Below are 19,879 nucleotides of genomic sequence, written 5' to 3' on the forward strand. Positions count from 1 at the left end.
GGCGGAAAAGTTTAGTTAAACTGTGTTAACCAGGGGCGGTTGATGGTTAACACCTCATCAAGCAGCGCCCGGGCATCGGTCACATTCCCAACCAGCGGGTTACTTACCAGCGCCAGCAGCGCGCTATCCCGGCAGCCGTGAACCGCGGCCTCAATCGTCAAGCGCTCGAAGGCTTTCACCTGTTGCGTCAGTCCGTTCATGATCGGCGACAGCGCGCCAAAGGCCAGCGGTCGTGCGCCCTGCGCGTCAATAATGCTGTTAATTTCCACCACCGCATCATCATCGAAGCCGTGGATCGCGCCGTTGTTGCGGGTGTTGACGACCATCTCTTTGCCAAGATTGTTGTAAATGGCGTTAATCAGCTCCACCGCCACTTCGGAGTAGTAGGCCCCACCGCGAAAGCTCAGCTGTTCGGGCTTTTCATCCAGCTCAGGCCGGGCATAAATATCAAACAGCTCCTGTTCCACCTTCATCACCTGTTCCGCGCGGGTGCCTTTGGTTTTCGCCGCCTCAATCTCTTCCGCCAGCATGGCTGGCGTCAGCCAGAAATAGCGGTGATAGGGACAGGGAATCGCCTTCAGGGCCCGCAGAAACTCCGCCGGCCACGGCAACGATTTAATATTGTTCATCGACAGTGATTGACCGTCGCACAGCATGTCGAGAACCTTACCGGTGACATCCTCCCGCCCCTGCATCACCTTGTGTACCCAGACCATATGATTTAACCCGGCGAAGCTCAGCCTGACCTCCTCTGCCTTTGCCTCCAGCATGCCGGCGATCATATGCTGCATGTTGATGGGCACGTTGCACAGGCCGATGATTTTAGCGCTGCTGTAGCGGCTCACCGCCTCCGTCACGATCCCCGCTGGATTGGTAAAGTTGAGGATGAAGGCGTCGGGTGCCAGCGCCTCAACTTTGCGCGCGACCTGCAAGATCACCGGAATGGTGCGCAGCGCCTTAGCAAAGCCGCCGATGCCGGTGGTTTCCTGGCCCAGGAGGTTATATTTCAGCCCCAAACGCTCATCCGCCGCCCGCGCCGCCAGCTGCCCAACCCGCAGCTGGGTCAGGACGAATTTAGCGCCGCGAATGGCCTCATCCAGGCTGAAATGCACGCTAACCTTAACCTGTTCGAGACCATGGCGCTTTAGCATACGCTGGGCCAGCCCGGCGATAATCACCACTTTCTCGCGCCCGGCTTCGACATCGACCAGCGCCAGTTCCGTGACCGGAATCTGCTGATGGCGAAGGATAATGCCTTCGATAAGTTCCGGCGTATAGCTGCTGCCGCCGCCGATGACGGCAATTTTCAATGTTTGCATAGTGGCCTCATTTTTGGCGTACAGATCCCCGCGCAAGGCCGCAGCGGCTTTGCGAAATGAACGCGTTGATGGGAAAGCGTTAGTGGTTCAGCAGAGCGAGCGCTTTATCAAGGACGGCGGCCCCGCGCATCATGCCGTAATCTGCCATATCGATTACCGCAACGGCTTTCCCGTGCGGGGCAGCAAGCTCGGTCAATCGGGCCGCTTCGTACTTCACCTGCGGCCCCAGTAAAATCACGTCGGCATTTGGCAACTCGCGTTCAAACTCGGCGACGGGCACGGCATAAATTTCCAGCGCCAGCGCGCGCTGCTGCGCCTCGGTTTTCATTTTGTTAACCAGCATGCTGGTGGACATTCCGGCGGCGCAGCACAGGACGATACGTGGCATAATTCCTCCCAATGGGTTTTGCTTGAGCGAGTGCTAAATAAGCACCATCGACTATAGGGCGAGGTGCGGATATCGGTGAAGGCTATATGAAAATTTTTTTCACGTACGTGATCGAGGCGTTATTTTTCGCCTCTTTACCCCGGCATAAAAGCGAAACCGGTCATAATCTCAGGCATTGCGGGTGATTAAGTGGTATAAAAAGCCATCATTATTTGAAAAATATTTTCAATCAGGCGGTGGCGGAAAAAGAGGCTGAAAGCATGGATATCGTAGGGCAGTTACAGGAAGGCATGACGCGCTTTAGCGCTCAGGAATCAAGAGTCGCGGCATTTATTCTGCAGAATTTAAGCTTTACCGCCAGCGCTTCGATTGATGAACTGGCTGTGCGCGCTGGCGTGAGCGCAGCCACAATTACCCGCTTTGCCCGCTCCGTCGGCTGCGAGGATATTCGTGATTTGCGCAAGCAGCTGGCGCAGGCCTGCGAACGTCGCACCAGTTGGCTAAACGAGGAGAGCGCCGCGCTGCCGGCCGCGTGGCGCGACAAGTTAAGCCTGATTAGCGCAAATCTGGAGCAGCAGCTGGTCAGCACGCCCGAATCGACGCTGCAAAAGCTACGCACGCGCCTACAAAATGCCCGCGCCGTGCACTGTTTCGCCCTCGGCGCGCAGGATATCGCGCTGGCGACGCTGCTTCAGCACCAGTTGCTCTCCATCGGTATCGTGATTAATCTCTGCCAGGACAGCGCCCTGATGCGGATGGTAGCCAGTACCCTCAGCGACGATCATCTCCTGCTGGTGCTGGCAACCGGCGAGGCCGACGCGATTTTGCAGGGCGCTACCTTGCTGGCCCGGGTACAGGAAGCGACGATTTTCGCTCTCACTCCGGCCAACCACGCGTTGAGCAATATGGCCTCCGCGCTGTTGCCTCTGCCTGAGAATGCGCAGGCCGCGCGTTACGCCCTGCTGCTGCTGGTCGACCTGCTTAACGACGCGCTGCTCGCCTGACGTTATCCCTTTCAGGCCTGAATTTACTGCGTTCAGGCCCCATTTCTGCTTATTTTATAAGCTGATAAATTTACATTAAGCGCAAGTGCCCATCATTCCTGCTCTCCTCTTTTTACTTTGTTCTGCATCAATAAAATTGCAAACATCTTTGATGCAAAGCACTACATATAGAACTTAAAATGCGTCCCGGCCCCACATATTGTATTAATAGTCTATTATGTCACCACGCCCATCGTACTCAGGCGGTGATGGGATGTGGATAAAAAGGGCCGGGATCGGAGGGAAACGGCGGCAGCTATAGCGCCTCGTGACTTCGATTGACCTTCCGCCTCTGTGGATAACCTGTTCTGTAAAAATTATGGAGTGATCATGACACCGCATGTGATGAAACGCGATGGCTGTAAAGTGCCGTTCAAGTCAGAGCGCATAAATGAAGCAATTCTACGTGCAGCTAAAGCAGCGGGAGTCGATGACGCAGACTATTGCGCCACCGTCGCAGAAGTCGTTAGCCAGCAAATGCAGGGCCGCGCCCAGGTGGATATCAGCGAGATCCAGACCGCGGTTGAGAACCAACTGATGTCCGGTCCGTACAAGCAGCTGGCGCGCGCCTACATTGAATATCGCCACGACCGCGATAGCCAACGTGAAAAGCGCGGTCGTCTGAACCAGGAAATTCGCGGCCTGGTTGAGCAGACCAACTCGGCGTTACTCAACGAGAACGCCAACAAAGACAGCAAAGTCATCCCTACCCAGCGCGATCTGCTGGCAGGTATCGTCGCCAAGCACTACGCGCGCCAGCACCTGCTGCCGCATGACGTGGTGATGGCCCACGAGCGCGGCGTGATCCACTATCACGATCTCGACTACTCTCCGTTCTTCCCGATGTTCAACTGTATGCTGATCGATCTTAAAGGCATGCTGACCCAGGGATTTAAAATGGGCAACGCCGAGATTGAGCCGCCGAAGTCAATCTCTACCGCTACCGCGGTGACGGCGCAGATTATCGCTCAGGTCGCCAGCCATATTTATGGCGGTACGACCATCAACCGCATCGATGAAGTACTGGCGCCGTTTGTTACCGAAAGCTTCAATAAGCACCGTAAAATTGCCGAAGAGTGGCACATCCCCGATGCCGAAGGCTACGCCCGTTCCCGCACCGAGAAAGAGTGCTACGACGCCTTCCAGTCGCTGGAATATGAAGTGAACACCCTGCATACCGCCAACGGTCAGACGCCGTTCGTGACCTTCGGTTTTGGCCTTGGCACCAGTTGGGAATCGCGCCTGATTCAGCAGTCCATTCTGCGCAACCGCATCGCGGGCCTCGGTAAAAATCGCAAAACGGCGGTGTTCCCGAAGCTGGTCTTCGCCATTCGCGACGGCCTGAACCACAAGTTCGGCGATGCGAACTACGACATTAAACAGCTGGCGCTGGAGTGCGCGAGCAAGCGTATGTACCCGGACATCCTCAACTACGATCAGGTAGTGAAGGTGACCGGCTCGTTCAAAACGCCGATGGGCTGCCGCAGCTTTCTCGGCGTGTGGGAAAACGAGGACGGCGAACAGGTGCACGATGGCCGCAATAACCTCGGCGTTATCAGCCTCAACCTGCCGCGCATCGCGCTGGAAGCGAAGGGCGACGAAACAGAGTTCTGGAAACTGCTCGACGAACGCCTGCAGCTGGCGCGTAAAGCGCTAATGACCCGCATCGCCCGCCTGGAAGGGGTGAAGGCTCGCGTGGCGCCGATTCTGTATATGGAAGGGGCCTGCGGCGTGCGTCTGAAAGCGGACGACGACGTTTCAGAGATTTTCAAAAACGGCCGCGCGTCGATTTCGCTGGGCTATATTGGCATCCATGAAACCATCAACGCGCTGTTCGGCAACAAGCATATGTACGATAGCGCAGCGCTGCGTGAGAAAGGCGTCGCCATCGTTCAGCGCCTGCGCGAAGCGGTAGATCAGTGGAAAGACGAGACGGGCTATGGATTTAGCCTGTACAGCACGCCTAGCGAAAACCTCTGCGACCGCTTCTGCCGTCTCGATACCGCTGAGTTCGGCGTCATTGAAGGCGTGACCGATAAAGGGTATTACACCAACAGCTTCCACCTTGACGTGGAGAAGAAGGTGAACCCTTACGACAAAATCGATTTTGAAGCGCCTTATCCGCCGCTGGCTAACGGGGGCTTTATTTGCTACGGCGAGTACCCGAATATTCAGCACAACCTGAGAGCGCTGGAAGACGTCTGGGATTACAGCTATCAGCACGTACCCTATTACGGAACCAATACGCCCATCGATGAGTGCTATGAGTGCGGATTTACCGGCGAGTTCGAGTGCACCAGCAAAGGCTTCACCTGTCCGAAATGCGGCAACCACGATGCTTCTCGCGTATCGGTAACCCGCCGCGTGTGCGGCTATCTCGGGAGCCCGGACGCGCGTCCGTTCAACGCCGGCAAGCAGGAAGAAGTGAAGCGCCGCGTGAAGCATCTGGGTAACGGGCAGATCGGTTAATTCCGGGTGGTTTAGCCCCTCCCCTAATCCTCTCCCCTACCGGGAGAGGGGACCGGCCCCGTAGCCGTTTGGCCATTCCCGGATCGCGGCGCAAAGCGCCTTATCCGGGCTACAACCGCGTATGCGGCTTTTCGTAGCCCGGCCGAGCGCAGCGACGCCGGGAGCCGTTCCCTTTACAAATGCAAAGCCCCTCCGTTTTCGCAAAGCAATTAGCGTCAGAGCAAGGCGGCAAACGAGGGAATCCCCGGGAGCGTACATTAAGTACGTGACTGGGGTGAGCGAGCGCAGCCAACGCGGCTATGGCGTTAATTGAGAAGCGAAAAAATGAATTACCATCAGTACTACCCGGTAGATATTGTTAACGGTCCGGGCACCCGCTGCACCCTGTTTGTCTCCGGCTGCGTTCACGAATGCCCCGGCTGCTACAACAAAAGCACCTGGCGGCTAAATTCCGGCATGCCGTTTACCCCCGAGATGGCCGACCGCATCATTGCCGACCTCAACGACACGCGCGTTAAGCGCCAGGGGATCACCCTCTCCGGCGGCGACCCGCTGCATCCGCAGAACGTCCCGGAGATCCTTAAGCTGGTGCAGCGCGTTCGCGCCGAGTGCCCCGGTAAAGACATCTGGGTATGGACCGGCTACACGCTTTCCGAACTTAACGATGCGCAGATGCAGGTGGTGGATCTCATCAACGTGCTGGTTGATGGCAAATTTGTGCAGGATCTCAAAGACCCGGCGCTAATCTGGCGCGGCAGCAGCAACCAGGTGGTGCATCACCTGAGATAGCCTCCCGCTACAGCCGTTTATTGACTTTCCGGTAGACGGCTAATTTGTCTCGTTTCCCACAGCAATCGCATAAACCATCACCCCCTCATCCCGAACCTGATATACCAGACGGTATTCCGAAGCGCGCACGGCTCGAACTCTGACAGCGCCTCTCAAAACCGGCTGACGCACTCCATCGCCACCGCTTTAAACTCATCAAAGCTGCGGGTGACGGCGAGGCGGGCCATAGCGCGTTCGCGCAGGAAGGTAACGAAAATATCGTAGATCGCCATCGCTTCTTCATACTCGCTTTTGCTGATGGCAAGCAGGAAGATGATATGCGCGGTTTCATCGCCCCAGGCGATGCCGTGCGGCGCAATCACGGTATAAACCACGGTCTTTTTCGCCAGCAGGCCGAGGGCGTGGGGCAGCGCGATGCCGTCGCCGAGCATGGTGCTGACGATAGCCTCACGCTCCACCACCGAATCATGAAACTCCGCGCCGACAAACCCCTCCCGCTGCAGCTGCTGGCACAGCGTGGCAAACAGCGTCTGCCGATCCATCGGGGCATCAATTACCTGAAAGTGAGTCTCATCAAAATACTTATTCAGCATCCAGGGACGCGTGCGGTCCACCAGCACAAGCTTGCCGATTTGGTCGAGCTGATAGTCGGTAGGAAACGGCGCAATGGTCACCACCGGCTTATCTTTCTCGCTGATGCGCACGGTGGAGATGACAAAATCTTCCGCGATCTCTTGCCGCTGTTCATATTCGCGCTGCGAGAGGGTGGCGGCAATTTCCAGCTGCGGATACTTTCGCTGAAGAATAGCTTCAATCATCCGCACCATCGCGTTGCTGGTATCGCACACCAGCAACACCTGCGGCTGACGCTGGTAGCCGATATTGTAATGGCGCTCCAGCCCGACGCCGATATGCAGCACCAGAAAGCCAATCTCATTTTCGCTGATGGCGTAGGGGGTATATTTTCCCCAGCTGGATACCGCCGCCAGGGTCATGTCCCACGCCATCGGATAGTGCTGCTTGATGTTATCGAGCAGTGGATTAGGGATCATTATCTGGTAGCGCACGCGGGTGATCATGGTCTTAATATGGGTCAGTAAATCCGCATGCAGCTGGGCGTCGTCCAGCAGATTGTAGTTATATTGCTGATTGATATAGCGCAGGATGTAGTTCACCAGCGCTTCGTCGTCGTCGGCGCTGATGGTGCCCGGATCGACGTCCTGCACCTGGCGGGCGGCAAGATGGACGCACAGCCACTCCTCTTCCGCCGCAGCAAGCGGTTTACCCGCCAGCTGTTGCAGGGTATTCGCCAGCTCGCGGGCGGCGTCGCGCACGTTCTGCGCCACATCCTCGGCGCTAAAGTCGGCAAGCGGATACCCTTCACTCACGCGGCGCACGGCAACCGCGCCGTACAGGCAGACAAAGCGTTCTCCCGCGTCAGTCAGGCGCACGTGATGACGGGTCAACGTCTCCTGCAGCACGCCTGCCAGCAGCGCCGGTACGCTGGCGTCAAACGCCTCTTCGCCGATAAGCGGGTTCAGCGGCCCTTGCTGGCTCAGCTCCCACAGCAGATCGGTCAGGCAGGCGCGAATGGAGACCTCGCTGCCGAACAGCTTCATACCGTGGCGCGGACGCGTCTCGAGGGTGAGTTGATAACGCTGAAAACGTTCGCGTACGTCGACCATGTCGCCCTGTAAGGTGGCGCGGCTGACGAACCACGCATCGGCCAGATCCTCCAGCTTGATAGAAAACGCGGAGGTTAAAAAGCGCACCAGCAAAAAGTGGCTGCGATCCGCCGCGGTTCGCGGGATGTGCTGCGCTTTCGGCGCGCTCTCTTCCAGCGTCTGATAGCGCGACGGATCGTGAATCACCAGTTGATAACCGCTGCCGCGAGTAAGGGTGAACTGCGCGCCGTAGTGCAGCAGCAGCGCGTTCAGCGCGGTGATGTCCGCGCGCACCGTGCGAGTAGAAACCGACAGCCGCTGCGCCAGCTCCTCCTGCGGCAGCGTTTCGTTTTGCAACAGAGTAAACAGCTGCGCTAAACGTTGATTGGGAAATCGCATGTCAGTTCCTTTTTCTTACGGCTCAGGGTTGAGCGGATATCACCATCTGCGACGGGGCGCCGACCGGAGTGTAGTCCGGGGAGAACGTCAACCTGCCATCCTTCGGCGCGACGCGGAAACGGGTAATGTTGTCGCTACGCTGGTTCATGACGTACAGCCACTGCCCCTGACTGTCCAGGGTCAGCGTGCGCGGGTAGTCGCCGCGGGTCCAGATATCTTCCTGGTGGCTCAGGCTGCCGTCGGCCAGCACCGTAAAGTGGGCGATGCTGTTATGCAGCCGGTTGGCGACGTACAGCTGCTTGCCGTCGCGGCTCAGGACCAGGCCGGCGGCAAAGCTGGTGCCCTTATATTCTTTAGGCAGCGTCGAGACCGTTTTCCCCTCGCGCAGAAGGCCGGTTTGCTTATCAAGATGATAGAAGGTAAGCGTCGATGCCTCTTCGTTAATCAGCCATAGTCCGTCGCCCTGCGGCGTAAAAACAAAGTGGCGCGGCCCGGCGCCGGGAGATGAGGCGTCAATAAATGGCGGATCGTTCGGCGTCAGCTTGCCGCTGGCGTTATCCAGCCGGTACTGATAGATCCGGTCCAGCCCCAGATCGGTGGAATAAACGAACTTACCGCTGGGATCGGCGGCAATCATATGGGCGTGCGGGCCGTTATGATCGCTAATGGCAAAACTGCCTTCGACGGCCGCCGCCGGGCGTTCCGCGCCAGCAGGGCCTTGATCCTGATGTATATCCACCGCTTCACCCAGGTTACCCTCTTCGTTCACCGGGAGCACCGCGATACTACCGCTGACATAGTTTGCCACCAGCAGATGGCGGCCATCGGGGGTCAGGGAGAGATAAACCGGACCGGCGCCGCCGGAAGCGACCTGATTGAGCTCGCTCAGTTCGCCGTTGCTGCCGATGCGCCATGCCTGAACCACCCCCTTGTCCACTTCGCTGGCGGCGTACAAGGTTTTGCCGTCCGCCGAGACGGTGAGCTGGGCAAGATTAGGCAGCTTAGCAACCAGCGCTTTATCTCGCAGCGCTCCGGTCTGGCTATCGATGGTAAAGCGGTACAGTCCTTCACCATTGGGGTTATAGGTGCCGACCCAGGCGTATTGGGTTTGCGCAGCGGCGCTGGCGGCGAGTAGAGAGAGTGAAGCAACAAGCAGATGACGAGCGGTTGGCATGGTGGCTCCTTGATGGTTCGCTGAGGGTTCCCCTCACCCTAACCCTTTCCCCAGAGGGGCGAGGGAACAGTTCGGTATTCTCCCGCCCGATCGGCGCAAAAGGCACCGTCTGGTTATCTCCCTCTCCCTTTGGTAGAGGACCGGGGTGAGGGCAACGGCGCTATTTGACTAACTGTTTGGTGATCGAAAGCAGCTGACGCACATCCGCCGGGCGGGTGTTACCGCTGGCTTTATCAATAATCGAACTGTAGATATGCGGGATAATTTTACTCACGCCGGCATCCAGCGCGATCTGCAGGATCTCGCCATAATTTTCCAGATCGATCCCGCCGGTCGGCTCCAGCCAGAAATCATAACGGGCGCAGGCCTCGGCCACCGCGATAAACTCGTCGCGATGCTTCAGCCCACCCATCGGGAAATATTTAATCGAACTGCCGCCCATATCTTTCAACAGCGCAATCGCGGTTTCCAGCGGTACGATGCCGTCCGGCGCGCCGCTGCTAAGCGGACCGGTGGAGATCTTCACCATGCCCGGCGTACCGGTTGGCGACACCAGACCGTTGACCACGGTTTCGTCCTGCCCCAGCAGCGCGCGGCTGGTCGCCACGCCGGTAAATACCTGATTAACGTGCTGCGGCTGCACCTGGCGCGAAATTTCGCTGACCATCGCCGACTGGTTCGGGTCGCCGGCACCCAGTCCCACGGAGAGCGCGTTATCGATCCGCAGCGCGTATTCCCGCATATCGGCCACCGCGCTGGCGACGTCCGGGTAATTTTTGGAGAGCACGCCCACCAGTACATGACCTTCCGCCGCCTCATAAATCTCGCTGGCGTTATCTTTGCTCCCCGCCAGCACGTTCAGGCAGACGCGGTCACGATAAAAATTAGGGGTCAGTTTCATGCGTTTTTCTCCTTGTTCAAAACTTCTGCGATGCGACGGGAGACAATCTCCAGCTGCTGCGCGTTCACGCTGCGGACATCGGCTTCAATAATGCCTTCATTAGCTTTATAGCCACGGAAGTAGATGGCGTATTCGCCCTGCTTCAGCGCATTGACCAGATCGCCGGTATTGACGCCGGTCACCGCTTCATCAAACTTAATCTCTGCCCGCGCGATATCGCGGCCGGCGCTGTCCCAGACCACGCGCGCCGTCACGCCATTAAGCGTATTAAGCTGCTGAATAAACGGCGTCATCTTGGCCACCATCTGCTCACCGCTCTCTTTGCTCGCCGTCAGGTAATGTTCGATGGCGCAGGTCAGGCCGAGAATCCCCTCTTTGCCCACCTTCATCGCCCGACCAATGCCGTTCGACTGGCGTTTGACCCACTCAACGTATTGGGTTTTGCCAATCACCAGCCCGCTGGTCGGCCCTTCGATCGCCTTCGCGCCGCTATAAATCACCAGATCGGCGCCGGCACGATAGTAGGCCTGGAGATCTTCCTCCGCCGCCGCGTCGACAATCAGCGGCAGATTATGGCGCTGCGCCACCTCGGCCGATTGCGCCACGTTGAGCATGCTTTTCTGCACGCAGTGATGGGATTTGATATACAGAATGGCCGCGGTGCGTGGGGTAATCGCCGCCGCCAGCTGCCCGGCGGAACATTCGTTGGCGTAACCCGCTTCCACCAGCCTGCCGCCGCCCAGCGCCACCATGGTGCCCACCGGCGCGCCAAAGTTGACGTTATGACCCTTAGGCAGCACGATTTCGTTGTTTTCGATCGGCGTCACGTGCAGGTTTTCCAGTAGCCAGTCGCTGTCTTTTACCAGCACCGCCGCCACCGACTGGGCAATGCCCGCCGAGGCGCAGGAGACGACGGTCGCTCCTTCCACGTCCAGCAGCTTCGCAATATACGCGCCGGTTTTGTTGACCAGATCTTTCATCTCGAAATACTGGTTCATGCCCGCCATCGCGGCCTCCACCACTTCCGGCCGCGGCGTGGAGACGCCGAGAATGGTCATACGGCCGGAGGTATTAATAACCTGTTTTAAATCATATTTCTCAAAAATCGAAGGCATTTTCCGCGCTCCCTTGTTCGGTCATATAGCCCTTGCCCGCGCGAACGGCGGCAAGCGGCTGCAGAATCGTGTCGGTCTGAAGGCTCTCTTTTTCCGCATCCACCAGCACCGTCGGCGTCTGCGCGAGGGTAAACAACGTAAGATCGGCGTCGTAGCCCACCTCCAACCGCCCTTTATGAGAAAGACGCAGGCCGTCTGCGGCGTGAGCGGTCACGCAGTCGATGACCTGCGGCAGCGACATCCCGATGGCGAGGAATTTCGACATCACCAGCGCCAGCGAGCGCACCGGGCCGTCGATACGGTTGCGGCAGTAGATATCGGAGCTGATGGTGTGCGGCAGAATGCCCATAGCAATCGCCCGCCGCGCCACTTCAAAGCTGAAGCTGGCGGTACCGTGGCCGATATCAAGGCGCACGCCGCGCTGTAGCGCGCGGGAAATCGAGCTTTTCAGTTCGCCGGACGGCGTCAGAATACGATTGGGTTTACCGTTGTAGCAGTGGGTAATGATGTCACCGGAGGTCAGCAGGTCGGCGATTTCATCCAGGTCGGGCGGATTGTTGCCAATATGCACCATCAGCGGCAAGCCGCCGTTTTCCTGCTGCATCGCCTTCGCGCGCGCCAGCGGCGTAATGCCGTTTTCGCCCACCACGCTGCTGCTCATGCGCGCCTTCAGGCCAACGATAAAGTTCGGATAGCGGTTGACCGCCTGCTTCACCACATCCGCGTCGATATTCGCCATATTGGCCAGTTCATTCTGGGCAATCAGCCCGACGCGGGAGATATTAAGCAGGGCATAAACCTCAGTCGCGGCTTGGCGGGTCAACTGGTAGAAATCATCCACGTCGTCCGCACCGGTGCTGCCCGCGTCAATCACGGTGGTCACGCCGGTAGCAATCCCCACGCTGTCCGGCTCATCATGGTAAATCGGCGAGTTCGGATAGCAGTGAACATGGGAGTCAATCCAGCCCGCGCTGACATAACAGCTGCCGTCCAGCGCAATAGTTTTGCGCGCAGGGGCGCTAATCTCGCCAAGCGCCGCGATTTTACCGTCCCGGATGGCGATATCGGTCAGGGTATCGTCGACGAGGCGCGCACGGCGCAGGAGTAAATCAAACATATCTCTCTCCTGTTAACGCGGGCGCCGATGCGCCCGCAGAACTTAACTAATCGCCACCGGGAAGATTGACCCAAGCAGCATCGCGCCAAGGATCGCGCCGCCGGTGATCGGCTTCTGCCAGATGTAGAACAGCAGCGCGCCCGCCAGGGAGCCGATGCCGATAGGAATAGAAGCGGCCATGGCACTGAGAATAATCAACGGCCCGAGGAAGCGGCCGGAGGCGTTACCGGCCCCCATCATGACGTCCGCGCCGTAGGTGGAGTCGCTCTGGTTGATGGTGAATTTACGCGCCAGGATGATGATGTAGCCAATGGCGAGGCCAAGCACCAGACCGGTGGCCAGAGAGGCGGCAAAGTTGGCGACCGGGAAAACAAAGCCCGCGCCGAGCAGCAGCGCCGGAACGCCCAGGCCGACGCCGGTCTGAATCGCCCCGCCGATATCCAGAATCCCCACCAGCGAGCCTTCGATAATACGCGCGAACAGGAAGCTGGCGCCGAACGCCGCTACCGCGCCGTAGGCCCCGGTATCGATTCCCGCTTTCAGCATCGCCACGAAAGCGACTTCGTTAAACGCGCCGATACCGTAGAGGTAGTACATATGCGTCCCGGCAAAGACGCCGGAGGAGAGCAGGCCAACAAAGATCGGGAACGACCAGTCGGCATACCAAAAACCTTTATTTTGTTCCATGAGAGGCTCCTGTTATTTACCGCTGAGCGAGTTGTGGATCAGTTCCAGCCAGTTCGGCACGGTCAGATGGAAGGATTCAATCATCTTCATATCGAAACCGCGGAAGAAGCCGCTCAGGACGAACAGCGCGACAATGGCCACCATCATCACTTTAGTGACGCGGTGCCAGCCGCTCTCTTCTACGCCTTTACCAATCAGGATACCCAGCACCAGGCCCGGTACGGCGTTACCCATAATCAGCTGCGCCGCGCCGCCGAAAATCGTCGCCCAGAAGCCCGATTTTTTACCGGCATCAATCGCCGCCAGCCAGAAGATAACCGGCATCACCGTGTTCACCAGCAGGTTCGCCGCCGGAACCAGGACTTTGACCGCCGTCACCTGCAGCGCCTCCGGTACTGAAGAAGCGGTCAGGTTGAGGAAAGCGACCACGATCATGCCGATAATGCCGCAGGCGATGGCCATCTTTTTCGGATCGTGCAGCGTCTCGCCAACGTTGCGGTTTTTGATCATCAGGGCCGCCGCCCCCCAGTTGGGGATGATGCGGTGGTCAACGTCCTGAGTGAAGGAGCCTGCCGCGACGGAAGAGGCCCAGGCGTTGAAGAAGAAGCCCAGGCCAAAAGAGAAGTGGGAAGCCGGATCGCCTTCACATGAATTCAGCTCGCCCAACGTACGAAACGCCCCCATCCCCTGCGTGGTGGGCGCATGAAACATGCGTGCCGCTCCGGCGCCAACGCCGACGCCAACCAGGCCGCCAATGATGAGCGATTTTATTAAAATTATCAGGAACATAGTCTGACCCTTTGGTGAAAATCAGGTTTGCGCGACGAAATCCACTTTATCGAGATTAATGGCGGTCACGTTGACGGTGACCTTCAGCTCCACGCTGTAGCTCCGTCGCTCGCGGCGCAGAAAGAAGAATAAAAACGCCTCTTTTCGTACCGCTTCACGCGCATGAACAACCTCCACATCCTGTGGTTCAATACGCAGTAGAATGTGCGGCGACGTTTTCATCACCGCCGCCTGAACATGGTTCAGCGCATCAGCGAAAGCGCGCGCTTTGCTCTCGCCTTTGCCGGCAACGCTCACCGTGGTGGTGAATTGCTCTTTCATACTCACGCGCCGTACTTCTTCTTCCAGGCCTCAACCAGGCGTTCGCCCAACTCTTCTTTATCCATAAAGCCGAAGCCCAGAACGTTGTAGCCTTCGTTGATCGCGGTGACGCCTTCATCAACGGAACGCATACCATATTTTGCTTTGTAGCCGTGCTTATTCTGCGCGGTGATCGCCCCTGCGCCGCCGCTGCCGCAGAAAGAGATACCGAAGGTGGCGTTTTCGGCTTTCATCATGTCGCCCAGCTTCATATCCGCGGCGACGCCCGGGACGACAACGGCGCGAGCGCCGGCTTTTTCCGCACCTGCGGCAACTTTTTGTCCTTTACCCAGGCGATCGCCAATAACAACAGTGATTTGTTCCATTTGAGTGCTCCTTACAGGTTATCTTTCGCGACTTCGAAGTGGACAGACAGCAGCCAGGCTTCTTCATCTGGCAGATTGCCGAACTGTGCGACCACTTCGCGGGCCAGCATCATTGAATCTTCCGAGATCTCTTCGAACAGGCTGGCATCCACTTCCGGCAGCGGCTCGCCGCTGATTGAGCGATGGGCCATCGCCCGAACGTGGGAAGTCAGCATTTGCTCCTGCACGTCGTTGGGGACGATGTTGCGGCGGCTTAATAGCGCGAAAACCTGCTGCAGCATCTTGTTGGCCAGCTGTTCGGTTAGCGTGGCCTGCTCCTCTGGGACGTGTGTTACCGCTCCGTTATTCACTTGAATTACCCCGTTGATGTCTCTGGGGATAACACTAATGCCGGGAAGGATGAGTTTGTAGCGAGTTGTTTTCCACTTCGAAGTGGAAAGAACGGCGGCAGGCGTGATTCATTTCACATAACCATAAGGAATGTGTTCACTTAGTCAAATTCACGTGATGAACATCACAAAAACGCCAGCGATTCTGAAGCGAAACCCGCTGAGTAGAAAAGAGAAAAATGTGATGAAGGTGGTTTTTATGTCAGCTTACCTACCTGCAAAGGCCTGCGGAACGGTTTGGGGTTTGGGGTTTGGGAGTATTTTTCATTTCTCCATGCCGGGCGAGGCGTCAGCCGCCGCCCGGCAGAAATACCTAACATCTAAAAACGATTAACGATACTTCTTGTGATAGGCGTTGCGGGTGGTTTTGAACTCTTCCGCGGCGGCCTGGGCCTCTTTAACTTTACCTTCGTCGGCCAGCTTCAGCGCGCCGTCGATCTGGCCGATCAGCACATCAAAACCGTGACGATAGTCTTTCATTTCGGCACTGTCCGCCGCTTTACCTTCCAGCTTCGGCGGCGTCTCTTTCTGGGCATCCACCGCCGCCGTACGCATCTTATTCAGCGCCGCTTTCAGCTCGCCGGCGTCGGAGGTTTTCTGCACCACTTGCAGGTTCTCGGCAAGGGTATCCATGTCTTCGCCCAGATCGGCGAAGGCCGATGCCGAACCAAGCGCAAAAGCCGATACGGCCAGCATCGCTAACAGTTTTTTACGCATTGCTCACTTCCTTTTTTATTATTTAGCACACAGGTTTATTGCCCGGCGATTTTCATCTCCGGCAGCAGCACGGAACCGCACTGAATGTTGCTGCGCGTTTCGATATCGTCGCCGATGGTCACGATATTACGCCACATATCTTTCAGATTTCCTGCAATGGTTATCTCACTGACTGGATACTGAATTTCGCCATTCTCTACCCAAAAGCCGGATGCGCCGCGTGAGTAGTCGCCGGTGACGCCGCTTACACCCTGCCCCATCAGTTCCGTTACGACAAGACCGGTTCCCATCTCTTTAAGCAACTTTGCAAAACTGAGGCCGCGGCCGTTGATCCGCCAATTGTGAATGCCGCCCGCGTGGCCGGTGCTCTTCAGCCCCAGCTTGCGCGCCGAGTAGTTGGTCAGTAGCCATTGGGTCAGCACGCCATCTTTAATGATATCGCGGCGTTCCGTACGGACGCCTTCGCTATCGAACGGGGTTGAAGCCAGCCCTTTCAGCAGGTGCGGATGCTCTTCAATGGTCAGCCACTCCGGCAGGATCTGGCTACCCAGCGCATCAAGCAGGAAGGTAGATTTACGGTAAACCGACCCGCCGGCGATCGCTCCGACCAGATGCCCGAACAGGCCGGTAGCGACTTCGTTGGCGAAAATCACCGGCGCTTTCATCGTCGATAGCTTACGCGGAGCCAGGCGCGACAGGGTACGGCGGGCACACTCCTCGCCAACCCACTCCGGCGATTGCAGATCGTCTATCGCCCGCCCGATGGTATAAGCGTAATCTCGCTCCATATCACCATTCTCTTCGGCAATCACGCAGCTCGATAGCGAATGGCGGGTCGAACAGTAGCTCTGCAGCATACCGTGGCTGTTGCCGAATACTTTAATGCCGTAGTGGCTGTTAAAGCTGCCGCCTTCAGTATTGCTGATGCGCTTATCGGCTTTCAGAGCCGCCTGCTCAGCGCGGGAGGCCAGCTCAATGGCTTCGTCCGGCGACACTTCCGCAGGATGGAACAGATCAAGATCCGGGGCCTCAAAGGCCAGCAGCTCTTTATCCGCCACGCCCGCGCACGGGTCCGGCGAGGTGTAGCGGGCAATATCCAGCGCCGCCTGCACCGTGCGGGCGATAGCCTGCGGGCTAAGATCGGTCGAAGACGCGCTGCCTTTACGGTTTTGGTGATAAACGGTGATGCCCAGGGCACCATCGCTATTGAATTCTACGTTCTCCACTTCGCCGTAGCGGGTGCTAACGCCGATACCGGTAGTTTTGCTGACGGAGACTTCCGCGCCGTCGGATTTGCCTGCCGCCAGTTCCAGCGCCGTGGTCACGGCCTCTTCCAGCGTCTTACGCTGTTGTGCAACTTGAGAGATGACTTTCATCGCTAATGCCATAATGTAAGAAGGAGTTAACTGAAGTCTAACAGAGAACCGTTTTTCAGTGCGCGCCTTAACTGGTAACATTAGTCTCTTTTTTAAGGAGCCTGAGATGACAAAGCAGCCCGAAGACTGGCTCGACGACGTCCCTGGTGATGACGTCGAAGATGAAGACGATGAAATTATCTGGGTCAGTAAAAGTGAAATTAAGCGCGACGCCGAAGAACTGAAGCGTCTTGGCGCGGAAATGGTCGAGCTGGGTAAAAACGCGCTTGATAAAATCCCGCTGGATACCGACCTGCGCGACGCGATTGAACTCGCCCAGCGTATCAAGAAAGAAGGCCGCCGCCGCCAAATGCAGCTGATTGGTAAAATGCTGCGCAGCCGCGACGTCGAGCCGATTCGTCAGGCGCTGGACAAGCTCAAGAACCGCCACAACCAGCAGGTTGCGCTGTTCCATAAGCTTGAGCAGATCCGCGATCGTCTGATTGATAATGGTGATGAGGCCGTTGCTGAAGTGCTGAACCTGTGGCCTGACGCCGATCGTCAGCAGCTGCGTTCGCTGATCCGCAACGCCAAAAAAGAGAAAGAAGGCAACAAGCCGCCGAAGTCCGCGCGTCTTATCTTCCAGTACCTGCGTGAACTGGCCGAAAGCGAAGGCTAATTCTGAACGACTCCCCCGGATACGGCCCTAGCCCGATCCGGGCGACCCACCTCCTCTTACAGATCACTTGATCGATAGCCAGTCGTCGTTACCGTGGCTTAAAATCGGTTTTAATTTTTCATTTTAATTCCATTCTGCGTTTAAATTTAACTTTTATTTCACAAAAAAACCGTTCCATTCTAGCCTGCCTGGACACCCCACCTTTTCGGCAATGCTGCCAGAATAATACTAATACATTGATTTTATTAAATTAAAAAACAGAATCCCGCCTTTAAAACGCTGACTTTATCAGCAGTTTGTTTATCTTTGATCCATCTCTCAAAACGGTCTCGTTATTTCATACATTATTATAATGAAAAAATAATTTCATTAAGTCACGAGAAACGAAACGGTGCGAGCGTGTATTTTGGCCAGTCAGTTCTGTTAATTAAAACCGAGCGTCTGCAGGCTTTCTTCAGGAGAAAGTCGACCAAATCTTCCGCGCCACCGCAGGTGAATCGCCGGTAATCATCAGGAATTCACTATTCACGAGAGTGGCTGACCCGGCGCTAAGCCGTTTGCCGCCGGTCAGAGCCAGATTTTTAGAGAGTCGACAGCTATCATCATGGAGAAAAATATGACTACTGTACCAAGACTGAAATATTTCGTTGATGGTCAATGGCGCGTATCGCAGACCGAACGCTATATGGACGTCTATAACCCAAGTACCGGGGAAGTGATGGCTCAGGCCCCCTGCTGCACCGAGCAAGAAGTGCTGGATGCCGTTGCCGCGGCGCGCAAAGCCTTTCCGGCATGGTCAGATACGCCAGCCATTAAACGCTCGCAAATTATGTTCCGCGTTCGCGAATTATTAATCCAGCATCAGGACCGCTTAACCGAGCTGGTGGCAAAAGAAAACGGTAAAGCCTGGGGCGACGCCCAGGGCGATGTCTTAAAAGCGAAAGAAGGCACCGAGCTTGCCTGCTCGATTCCCACTCTCATGGCCGGTGAAAACCTGATGGACGCCTCTGCCGGGATCGACACCAACCTTTACCGTGAGCCAATTGGCGTGTTCGCCGGTATTGTGCCGTTTAACTTCCCGGCGATGATCCCGATGGGATGGATGGCGCCATTATGCGTCGCTTCCGGTAATACCATGGTGATAAAAGCGGCCAGTATGACGCCGATGACCTGTATGGAAATCACCAAGCTCTACCAGGAAGCAGGCGTGCCGGATGGGGTTATCAACGTGGTGACCTGCTCACGTAACGAAGCCGATATCTTGCTAACCCATCCGGACGTCAACGGCGTCTCCTTCGTCGGCTCTACCTCCGTGGGCCTGCACGTTTACTCCAAAGCCGCCGCTCATGGCAAACGCGTCCAGGCGCTGTGCGAAGCGAAAAACCATGCCCTGGTGCTGGCCGATGCGCCGATTAACCGCACCGCAGCGGGGATTATCAACGCCGCGTTTGGCTGCGCGGGCGAACGCTGTATGGCGTTGCCGGTCGTCGTGGTGCAGGAAGAGATCGCCGATAAGCTGATTGCCGCCGTCGTCGAAAAAGCCAAACAGCTGAAAATCGGCCCCGGCTATCTGCGCGATACCGATATGGGTCCGGTGATTTCTAAAGACCATAAACGGTCGGTGGTCGACTGGATTAATAAAGGCATTGAGGAGGGGGCGAAGCTGGTGCTCGATGGTCGCGATATTAAGGTTCCGGGCCAGGAAAACGGCTTTTACGTCGGGCCGACCATACTGGATCGCGTAACCGAAGAGATGAGCGTCGGAACACAGGAAATTTTCGGGCCGGTGCTGTGCTTTAAGCGGGTGAAAACCTTCGAAGAAGGTCTGCAATTAATGAACAATAACCCGTTTGCCAACGGCTCGGTTATTTTCACCCAAAGCGGCTATTACGCCCGTGAATTCCAGAAACGCACGCACGGCGGTATGGTCGGTATCAACGTCGGTATCCCGGTACCGGTCGGCGTATTCCCGTTCTCTGGCCATAAGCAGTCCTTCTTCGGTGATCTGCACTGCCTGGGCAAAGACGGCGTACGTTTCTACACCGAATCAAAATGCGTGACCTCGCGCTGGTTTGATGAAGAGGAAGCGAAACGCGAAAAAGTCGACTCCTGGGACGGTACGATTTAATCGCAGCTTATTTCTCCAATTAATTCGAGTTGCCGCCATCGCCTCCCCCTGGAAATATGGCGGATTTAAAA

20 protein-coding genes are annotated in these 19,879 nt (G+C 56.9%); 6 read left to right on the top strand and 14 right to left on the bottom strand.

Features of this window, described 5'->3' with window-relative positions; translation table 11 throughout:
- Positions 1-11: 11 nt before the first annotated feature.
- The gene (locus K7H21_RS25100; protein ID WP_004128232.1) at positions 12-1,319 is read right to left on the bottom strand and encodes a 6-phospho-beta-glucosidase; all 1,308 of its coding nucleotides are present in this window, start codon (positions 1,317-1,319) and stop codon (positions 12-14) included.
- 79 nt (positions 1,320-1,398) lie between these two features.
- The gene (locus tag K7H21_RS25105) at positions 1,399-1,662 is read right to left on the bottom strand and encodes a PTS sugar transporter subunit IIB (protein WP_232391401.1); all 264 of its coding nucleotides are present in this window, start codon (positions 1,660-1,662) and stop codon (positions 1,399-1,401) included.
- Positions 1,663-1,967: 305 nt separating this feature from the next.
- On the opposite strand from K7H21_RS25105, the gene K7H21_RS25110 reads away from it, so the two are divergent.
- The 3 genes from K7H21_RS25110 (at position 1,968) to nrdG (ending at position 6,008) form a co-directional block, all read left to right on the top strand.
- On the top strand, positions 1,968-2,711 hold the full coding sequence (locus K7H21_RS25110) for a MurR/RpiR family transcriptional regulator (protein WP_049113515.1): 744 nt from the start codon (positions 1,968-1,970) through the stop codon (positions 2,709-2,711).
- Between the two features lie 369 nt (positions 2,712-3,080).
- Positions 3,081-5,219, top strand: a complete 2,139-nt coding sequence (gene nrdD / locus K7H21_RS25115; protein WP_004128226.1) for an anaerobic ribonucleoside-triphosphate reductase — start codon at positions 3,081-3,083, stop codon at positions 5,217-5,219.
- A 324-nt stretch (positions 5,220-5,543) separates the two neighbouring features.
- Positions 5,544-6,008, top strand: coding sequence for an anaerobic ribonucleoside-triphosphate reductase-activating protein (nrdG, locus tag K7H21_RS25120; RefSeq protein WP_004128223.1), 465 nt, complete (start codon positions 5,544-5,546; stop codon positions 6,006-6,008).
- 152 nt (positions 6,009-6,160) lie between these two features.
- Here nrdG and K7H21_RS25125 read toward each other — a convergent pair whose 3' ends face one another.
- The 10 genes from K7H21_RS25125 to K7H21_RS25170 all read right to left on the bottom strand — a co-directional run bounded on the left by K7H21_RS25125 (position 6,161) and on the right by K7H21_RS25170 (position 14,890).
- Entirely contained in the window at positions 6,161-8,071 is a 1,911-nt protein-coding gene (locus K7H21_RS25125) for a BglG family transcription antiterminator (protein ID WP_004128221.1), read from the bottom strand.
- A 22-nt stretch (positions 8,072-8,093) separates the two neighbouring features.
- A complete protein-coding gene (locus K7H21_RS25130) occupies positions 8,094-9,245 on the bottom strand; it encodes a lactonase family protein (RefSeq protein ID WP_087829735.1) in 1,152 nt (383 codons plus the stop codon).
- Positions 9,246-9,405: 160 nt separating this feature from the next.
- Positions 9,406-10,146, bottom strand: coding sequence for a 2-dehydro-3-deoxy-phosphogluconate aldolase (gene dagF, locus K7H21_RS25135; RefSeq protein ID WP_049113511.1), 741 nt, complete (start codon positions 10,144-10,146; stop codon positions 9,406-9,408).
- Positions 10,143-11,261 carry a DgaE family pyridoxal phosphate-dependent ammonia lyase gene (locus tag K7H21_RS25140; RefSeq protein WP_170101170.1) on the bottom strand — a complete coding sequence of 373 codons (1,119 nt, stop codon included), beginning with the start codon at positions 11,259-11,261 and terminating at the stop codon, positions 10,143-10,145. Before K7H21_RS25140 ends, dagF begins: the two co-directional genes overlap by 4 nt.
- Positions 11,245-12,378, bottom strand: a complete 1,134-nt coding sequence (locus K7H21_RS25145; RefSeq protein ID WP_123828539.1) for an amidohydrolase/deacetylase family metallohydrolase — start codon at positions 12,376-12,378, stop codon at positions 11,245-11,247. Before K7H21_RS25145 ends, K7H21_RS25140 begins: the two co-directional genes overlap by 17 nt.
- 42 nt (positions 12,379-12,420) lie before the next feature.
- Complete coding sequence (locus tag K7H21_RS25150) at positions 12,421-13,065, bottom strand: DUF4310 family protein (RefSeq protein ID WP_004128208.1); 645 nt, start codon at positions 13,063-13,065, stop codon at positions 12,421-12,423.
- Between the two features lie 12 nt (positions 13,066-13,077).
- A complete protein-coding gene (locus K7H21_RS25155) occupies positions 13,078-13,854 on the bottom strand; it encodes a DUF4311 domain-containing protein (protein ID WP_004098075.1) in 777 nt (258 codons plus the stop codon).
- Between the two features lie 21 nt (positions 13,855-13,875).
- On the bottom strand, positions 13,876-14,175 hold the full coding sequence (locus tag K7H21_RS25160; protein WP_112166565.1) for a DUF4312 family protein: 300 nt from the start codon (positions 14,173-14,175) through the stop codon (positions 13,876-13,878).
- Between the two features lie 2 nt (positions 14,176-14,177).
- On the bottom strand, positions 14,178-14,540 hold the full coding sequence (locus tag K7H21_RS25165; RefSeq protein ID WP_004098072.1) for an SFCGS family glycine-rich protein: 363 nt from the start codon (positions 14,538-14,540) through the stop codon (positions 14,178-14,180).
- Between the two features lie 11 nt (positions 14,541-14,551).
- Positions 14,552-14,890 carry a PRD domain-containing protein gene (locus K7H21_RS25170; protein WP_004128203.1) on the bottom strand — a complete coding sequence of 113 codons (339 nt, stop codon included), beginning with the start codon at positions 14,888-14,890 and terminating at the stop codon, positions 14,552-14,554.
- Positions 14,891-15,047: 157 nt separating this feature from the next.
- On the opposite strand from K7H21_RS25170, the gene K7H21_RS25175 reads away from it, so the two are divergent.
- Complete coding sequence (locus K7H21_RS25175; protein WP_223035449.1) at positions 15,048-15,263, top strand: hypothetical protein; 216 nt, start codon at positions 15,048-15,050, stop codon at positions 15,261-15,263.
- Here K7H21_RS25175 and cybC read toward each other — a convergent pair.
- Together cybC and pmbA are read right to left on the bottom strand one after the other, a co-directional pair.
- Complete coding sequence (cybC, locus tag K7H21_RS25180; RefSeq protein WP_004128201.1) at positions 15,260-15,646, bottom strand: cytochrome b562; 387 nt, start codon at positions 15,644-15,646, stop codon at positions 15,260-15,262. The genes K7H21_RS25175 and cybC overlap by 4 nt on opposite strands.
- Before the next feature lie 35 nt (positions 15,647-15,681).
- Positions 15,682-17,034, bottom strand: coding sequence for a metalloprotease PmbA (pmbA, locus tag K7H21_RS25185; RefSeq protein WP_004128199.1), 1,353 nt, complete (start codon positions 17,032-17,034; stop codon positions 15,682-15,684).
- A gap of 94 nt (positions 17,035-17,128) precedes the next feature.
- Between pmbA and yjgA the strand changes: the two genes are divergently transcribed.
- Together yjgA and K7H21_RS25195 are read left to right on the top strand one after the other, a co-directional pair.
- Positions 17,129-17,680, top strand: a complete 552-nt coding sequence (gene yjgA, locus K7H21_RS25190) for a ribosome biogenesis factor YjgA (RefSeq protein WP_004128196.1) — start codon at positions 17,129-17,131, stop codon at positions 17,678-17,680.
- A gap of 616 nt (positions 17,681-18,296) precedes the next feature.
- A complete protein-coding gene (locus K7H21_RS25195) occupies positions 18,297-19,808 on the top strand; it encodes a CoA-acylating methylmalonate-semialdehyde dehydrogenase (RefSeq protein ID WP_004128193.1) in 1,512 nt (503 codons plus the stop codon).
- The last annotated feature ends 71 nt before the right edge of the window (positions 19,809-19,879 follow it).

Origin of the sequence: Klebsiella sp. CTHL.F3a (assembly GCF_019890895.1) — a bacterium.
Classification (GTDB): domain Bacteria; phylum Pseudomonadota; class Gammaproteobacteria; order Enterobacterales; family Enterobacteriaceae; genus Klebsiella; species Klebsiella grimontii.

Excerpts from the sequence above, each read along its gene's own strand:
- K7H21_RS25165 (WP_004098072.1), bottom strand. The coding sequence starts at position 14,540 with ATGGAACAAATCACTGTTGTTATTGGCGATCGCCTGGGTAAAGGACAA.
- K7H21_RS25105 (WP_232391401.1), bottom strand. The coding sequence starts at position 1,662 with ATGCTGGTTAACAAAATGAAAACCGAGGCGCAGCAGCGCGCGCTGGCG.
- pmbA (WP_004128199.1), bottom strand. The coding sequence starts at position 17,034 with ATGGCATTAGCGATGAAAGTCATCTCTCAAGTTGCACAACAGCGTAAG.
- dagF (WP_049113511.1), bottom strand. The coding sequence starts at position 10,146 with ATGAAACTGACCCCTAATTTTTATCGTGACCGCGTCTGCCTGAACGTG.
- K7H21_RS25155 (WP_004098075.1), bottom strand. The coding sequence starts at position 13,854 with ATGTTCCTGATAATTTTAATAAAATCGCTCATCATTGGCGGCCTGGTT.
- nrdG (WP_004128223.1), top strand. The coding sequence starts at position 5,544 with ATGAATTACCATCAGTACTACCCGGTAGATATTGTTAACGGTCCGGGC.
- K7H21_RS25195 (WP_004128193.1), top strand. The coding sequence starts at position 18,297 with ATGACTACTGTACCAAGACTGAAATATTTCGTTGATGGTCAATGGCGC.
- K7H21_RS25100 (WP_004128232.1), bottom strand. The coding sequence starts at position 1,319 with ATGCAAACATTGAAAATTGCCGTCATCGGCGGCGGCAGCAGCTATACG.
- K7H21_RS25140 (WP_170101170.1), bottom strand. The coding sequence starts at position 11,261 with ATGCCTTCGATTTTTGAGAAATATGATTTAAAACAGGTTATTAATACC.
- K7H21_RS25130 (WP_087829735.1), bottom strand. The coding sequence starts at position 9,245 with ATGCCAACCGCTCGTCATCTGCTTGTTGCTTCACTCTCTCTACTCGCC.
- K7H21_RS25125 (WP_004128221.1), bottom strand. The coding sequence starts at position 8,071 with ATGCGATTTCCCAATCAACGTTTAGCGCAGCTGTTTACTCTGTTGCAA.
- K7H21_RS25145 (WP_123828539.1), bottom strand. The coding sequence starts at position 12,378 with ATGTTTGATTTACTCCTGCGCCGTGCGCGCCTCGTCGACGATACCCTG.
- nrdD (WP_004128226.1), top strand. The coding sequence starts at position 3,081 with ATGACACCGCATGTGATGAAACGCGATGGCTGTAAAGTGCCGTTCAAG.
- yjgA (WP_004128196.1), top strand. The coding sequence starts at position 17,129 with ATGACAAAGCAGCCCGAAGACTGGCTCGACGACGTCCCTGGTGATGAC.
- cybC (WP_004128201.1), bottom strand. The coding sequence starts at position 15,646 with ATGCGTAAAAAACTGTTAGCGATGCTGGCCGTATCGGCTTTTGCGCTT.
- K7H21_RS25150 (WP_004128208.1), bottom strand. The coding sequence starts at position 13,065 with ATGGAACAAAATAAAGGTTTTTGGTATGCCGACTGGTCGTTCCCGATC.
- K7H21_RS25160 (WP_112166565.1), bottom strand. The coding sequence starts at position 14,175 with ATGAAAGAGCAATTCACCACCACGGTGAGCGTTGCCGGCAAAGGCGAG.
- K7H21_RS25175 (WP_223035449.1), top strand. The coding sequence starts at position 15,048 with ATGAACATCACAAAAACGCCAGCGATTCTGAAGCGAAACCCGCTGAGT.
- K7H21_RS25110 (WP_049113515.1), top strand. The coding sequence starts at position 1,968 with ATGGATATCGTAGGGCAGTTACAGGAAGGCATGACGCGCTTTAGCGCT.